General features: G+C 59.0%; 3 protein-coding genes and 1 tRNA gene. 3 read left to right on the top strand and 1 reads right to left on the bottom strand.

Annotated features, from left to right (window positions below; translation table 11 throughout):
- Positions 1 to 113 precede the first annotated feature (113 nt).
- The 3 genes from BN1115_RS11565 (at position 114) to BN1115_RS11555 (ending at position 4,119) form a co-directional block, all read left to right on the top strand.
- Positions 114 to 190, top strand: a tRNA-Asp gene (locus BN1115_RS11565).
- 319 nt (positions 191 to 509) lie between these two features.
- Positions 510 to 827, top strand: a complete 318-nt coding sequence (gene tmaR / locus BN1115_RS11560) for a PTS system regulator TmaR (protein ID WP_033136060.1) — start codon at positions 510 to 512, stop codon at positions 825 to 827.
- A 208-nt stretch (positions 828 to 1,035) separates the two neighbouring features.
- Entirely contained in the window at positions 1,036 to 4,119 is a 3,084-nt protein-coding gene (locus BN1115_RS11555) for a transglycosylase domain-containing protein (protein ID WP_042657279.1), read from the top strand.
- 113 nt (positions 4,120 to 4,232) lie between these two features.
- Here the strand turns inward: BN1115_RS11555 and yidA are convergent, their stop codons facing one another.
- Complete coding sequence (gene yidA / locus BN1115_RS11550) at positions 4,233 to 5,042, bottom strand: sugar-phosphatase (protein ID WP_042657278.1); 810 nt, start codon at positions 5,040 to 5,042, stop codon at positions 4,233 to 4,235.
- Positions 5,043 to 5,212: the final 170 nt, after the last annotated feature.

Here is a 5,212-nt window from a genome sequence, read left to right as displayed (position 1 = left end):
GTAGGACACTGCCAGGCACCAATTAAACAGCGACGTGCACATCACGACGTTGGCTGCGAGGATGACACCTCATTGAAGCGGCAGACAATTTAGCAAAAAGCTAACCAGACAGCGGAGCGGTAGTTCAGTCGGTTAGAATACCGGCCTGTCACGCCGGGGGTCGCGGGTTCGAGTCCCGTCCGCTCCGCCACTAATTTGAAGGCCTTCCCAGATGGGAAGGCCTTTTTGCTATGTGCCGTTTTTAAGTCTTGGTTTTATCATCTTGGGCCAAAAAGCCCTCACTCCTTGCTATTTTGTCTCTAAATTCCGCCCTTTTCTGGCCGTTCCTCAACCAGTTTGAACTGGTTTACTTTTGGCCAAACTCGGCTCATGGTGCGTGATTAGGGTTGTATCTCGCTTATAACTCGGTAGAGTAAGGGCATCTTGAGTTTGCCTGTCCCGCGCCGAGTTTGCCGGGTTCCAGGTGTAACTTGGCCAGTTTTTATCAACCTTAAGTCAGTGGTATCGATATGGAACAAGTAAACAAGTCCACCTTTAGCGATGTACTGGAATATGTGCGTATGTCCCGTCGCCAGAACAAACTCAAGCGTGAAATTGCGGATAACGAGAAGAAGATCCGTGACAACCAGAAGCGCGTACTGCTGCTCGACAACCTGAGCGACTACATCAAGCCGGGCATGAGCATTGATGATGTACAGGCGATCATTGCCAACATGCGTACCGACTATGAAGAGCGCGTGGATGATCACATCATCAAGAACGCCGAGCTCTCCAAAGAGCGTAAAGAGCTGAGCACCAAACTGAAGGGCATGAGCTCTCACAAGTAAGCGTTCCGCTTTCGTTCAAGAGACACCGGCCACTGGCCGGTGTTTTGTTATCAGCTCGGATCTCTGCCACTCCTGCAACAATCGGCTCCCCTTTTTAGAATTGCCCTGTTACCATCACTACAAAGCGGTCAATAGTTTCAAGCCATTGACTTGAAAAGACTAAGCTTGAGTGAAACACAATAAATTGCGCAACCATGGTGGGGCTGATATGGGCGCATCAGAACAGACGGATTTGACACAAGTGGCATCTCAAGATTCATCTGTCCAGACCACGGACGGGAACCCAAAGCGCAAGCGTCGTCCCTGGTGGCGTTGGCTGTTCTGTTTTCTCTTTTTATTGTGCCTGGGGGCGGTGATCGCTCTGGTTGGCTATGAGATGAAAACCTCGAAGCTGCAATCTCAGGAGATCTCCCGCTATGCCGCCAAGCTCACCTATAAGGTCGAGCCAGGCCAGAGCAAGCAGATCGCCTTCCCTGAGGATGGCCCGTTCGACAAGCGGCTCGGCTATGTGCAACTGCCGATGATGCAGGAGCGTCTGCTGCAACGGGGTTATGAAGTCAGCAAGCAGGTGCATTTCTCCGACGCACTCTATGACTACGCCAGTCGTGGCTTCTTCGTGCCCTACACCGAGAAGGTACAGGCCGGACTGACGCTGCACGATTGCCGTGCCGAGCCCTTTTATCAGTTCAAGTATCCGACCCATCACTATCCGGATTTTGATTCCATTCCGCCGCTCGTCATCCAGTCGCTGCTGTTTATCGAGAACCGCGATCTGCTGAGCAACGAGGAGCCGCTGGCCAACCCGGCGGTCGACTGGCCCCGTTTTGCCAAGGCGGCGCTCTCCCAGGTGGGCAAGGCGCTCGATATGCAGGATCAATCTGCCGGTGGCAGTACCCTGGCGACCCAGGTGGAGAAGTATCGCCACTCGCCGGATGGTCTGACCCTGTCGCCGACCGAGAAGATCCGCCAGATGGCCTCTGCCAGTGTGCGGGCCTATCGTCTCGGGCCGGAAACCCTCGAAGCGCGCAAGCTGGTCGCTTGGGCCTACCTCAACTCGGTGCCGCTCTCGGCTGCGCCGGGATATGGTGAGGTGCATGGTCTGGGCGATGGTCTCTGGGTCTGGTTTGGTGCCAATGTTGATGACGTGAACCGTCTGCTGGATCCCGCCCGCAACCAGAATGCACCGCTGGCCGAGCAGGGGCTTGCCCTGCGTCAGGTGGTCTCGCTGATGATTGCGCACCGCCGTCCCTCCTACTATCTGGCGCAGGGCCGTGAATCGCTCGCGGATCTGACCGACAGCTATCTGCGCCTGTTTGTGCAGGAGGGGATGATCACGCCGCCCCTGATGGAGGAGGCGCTCAAGGCCAAGATCTCGTTCCGTGACTTCCTGCAGTCCCCGGCCATCACCCGGGTGAACAATAACAAGGGGTTGCAGGTTGCCCGTACTCGCCTGAGCCGTCAGCTCGGGGTGCAGCTCTATGACCTCGACCGGATGGATCTGACGGCCGATACCAGCCTCAACATGCCGCTGCAGAACGAAATCTCCCGTTATCTGCAACAGCTGGCCGACCCGACGTTTGCCGCTCAGGTCGGGCTGTTTGGTGAGCGCCTGCTCTCGCCGGAGAAGACGGGCGATGTGCGCTACAGCTTCACCCTGTTCGAGAAGTCGCCGGAAGGGTTCAAGGTGCGGGTGCAGACCGACAACACCGATCAGCCGTTCGATATCAACGAAGGCTCCAAGCTGGAGTTGGGCTCAACCGCCAAGTTGCGGGTGCTGACCACCTATCTGGAGATTGTGGCCGAGCTGCACGACAACTATGCGGGCATGTCGCCCGATAGCCTGCGCAAACTCGCGTCGGCCTCTCAGGACAACCTCAGCCGCTGGGCCATCTCCTATCTGATGACGGCTCAGGACAAGAGCCTGCCAGTGATGCTGGAAGCGGCGCTGGATCGCAAATACTCCGCCAGTCCCAACGAGGGATTCTTTACCGGTGGCGGCATGCACACTTTCAACAACTTCCGTAGAGAGGATAACGGGCGTATTCCCCCCATCCGCGATGCGCTGCGCGAGTCCATCAACCTGCCGTTTGTGCGGCTGATGCGCGATATCGTGCGCTACAGCCTCTACAAGGAGGGGAATCGTGCCCAGTTGCTCAAGGATGACAAGGATCCCCGTCGTCAGGAGTATCTGGCCAAATTTGCCGACAAAGAGGGGCAGACCTATCTGCTACGCTTCTGGCGCAAATATCGCGGCAAGACTCCAGAAGAGCAGCTCGATACCTTCCTCGACGGCCTCAAGCCGAGCGCGGTGCGTCTGGCTGCGGTTCACCGCTACCTGATGCCGGATGCCAATGAGGCGACCTTTGCCGCCTTCCTGGCGGAACGGTTGCCGCGTGAGACGCTGAGCGCGAAACGGATCAATCAGCTCTATGTCAGCTATGGCCCTGGCAAGTATTCACTGCCGGATCAGGGCTATATCGCCCGGGTGCACCCCTTGGAGCTGTGGCTGCTGGCCTACCTCAAGGAGTTTGACAAGGCGACCTTTGCCGATGCTGTGGCGGCCAGTCGTGACGAGCGGCAGGAGGTCTACAGCTGGCTGTTCAAGACCCGTCATCGCAGCGCCCGCGACAGCCGGATCCGCACCATGCTGGAGGTTGAGGCGTTCCTCGATATCCATCAGCGCTGGGCCAAGCTCGGTTACCCGTTCGACCATCTGGTGCCCTCGCTGGCGACCGCCTTGGGCAGCTCCGGCGATCGCCCGGCTGCGCTGGCCGAGCTGATGGGGATTATCCAGAATGGCGGTGTCCGTTCGCCGACCCTGCGTATCGAGCACCTCTCGTTCGCCAAGGGGACGCCCTTCGAGACCGAGTTCGAACCGACCCATGCCGAAGGCACCAGGGTTCTGCCTGTTGAGGTTGCAACCGCCCTGCGTAATGCGCTCTCCAAGGTGGTGGAAGGGGGGACGGCAAGACGTATCGCCGGGGCATTTACCCTGCCTGATGGCACTGTGCTGCAAATGGGTGGCAAGACCGGGACCGGGGATAACCGGATTGAAACCGTGGGCCGTTATGGCAACGTGACCAGCTCGCTGGCGCGCAACCGTACCGCGACCTTTGTCTTCTATCTGGGTGAGGATCACTTCGGTACCCTGACCGCCTATGTGCCGGGCAGCCAGTCCGACAAATTCCGCTTCACCTCGGCGCTGCCGGTGCAGGTGCTCAAGGGGATGGCTCCGCTGCTGATACCTTATCTGCAGCCGGGATCCCATACCCAGTGCTTGGCGAACCAGTGATACGGGTTGATTGCAGCTAATCACACAGATAACCAACCAGATAAAAAAACGGGGAGGCTGACAGCCTCCCCGTTCTCTTTTCCGCAGCGGGCGCAGCGGCGGCGCCCAAGCGATCAGACGTTCAGCACGAACTGCTCGATCACCCGGGCCACGCCATCTTCATCGTTGCGTGCTGTGGTGTGCTGGGCGAGAGCTTTGATCTCGTCGGTAGCATTGCCCATCGCAACCCCAAGGCCTGCGTACTCAATCATGTGGTGGTCGTTGCCGGCATCTCCGACGCAGATCACCTGCCCGGCGGTCAGGCCAAGGTGCTCGGCCAGCGCGGCAACGCCGGTTCCCTTGTTGCTGTGCTTGTGCATGAACTCGAGGAAGAAGGGAGCACTCTGTACCACGGTATAGCGCTCATAGAGCTCCGCAGGCAGCTGCTCGATGGCGCGGGAGAGCTGGGGCGGCTCGTCGATCATCATCACCTTCATGATCTGCTCGTCGGCAGGCAGGGTGGCGAAGTCGATCAGATTGATCGGCATGCCGATCAGGCGGGATTCGTGCTCGGTGTAGGTGCTGACACGGGGACTGATGAGGCCCTGGGTGACCGAGAAACCGTGAACGTTCACCTCCAGCTCGTCAGCCAGTCTGGCGACGGCGCTGGCGTCACTGCCGGTCAGCAGCTGGCTGCGGATGATGCGCTGATCGGCGACCTGCTGCACCAGGGCGCCGTTGTAGCAGATGACGTAATCATCTTCGGTGGTGAGGCCAAGCTCGGCCAGATAGCGGCTCATCCCTTCCAGCGGGCGGCCGGAGGCCAGCACCACGGTAACCCCTTTGGCGCGCGCGGCGCTGATGGCGGCGTGGGTGCGGGGAGTAATCTGGCCCTGCGGGTTGAGCAGGGTGCCATCCATATCCAATGCGATCAGCTTGTACATCTCTCACTACCTGAGTCTGGGTGGCCCGCCCGGTGGGGCCAAGGAAGTGGCGAGTGTAGCGAAAATTGGCGGCGGGATCACGGGCGACGGGCTGGTCTTGCTTTAGCTGTGCCCCTCGTACGGGGTCATCTCCAGTGCTTCGTCGTGGATGGCCAGCTTCAAGCGCAGGG

Origin of the sequence: Aeromonas allosaccharophila (assembly GCF_000819685.1) — a bacterium.
GTDB classification, from domain to species: domain Bacteria; phylum Pseudomonadota; class Gammaproteobacteria; order Enterobacterales; family Aeromonadaceae; genus Aeromonas; species Aeromonas allosaccharophila.
Note: the sequence above shows the minus strand (reverse complement) of the source record. Positions and strands in the feature narration are given on the sequence as shown.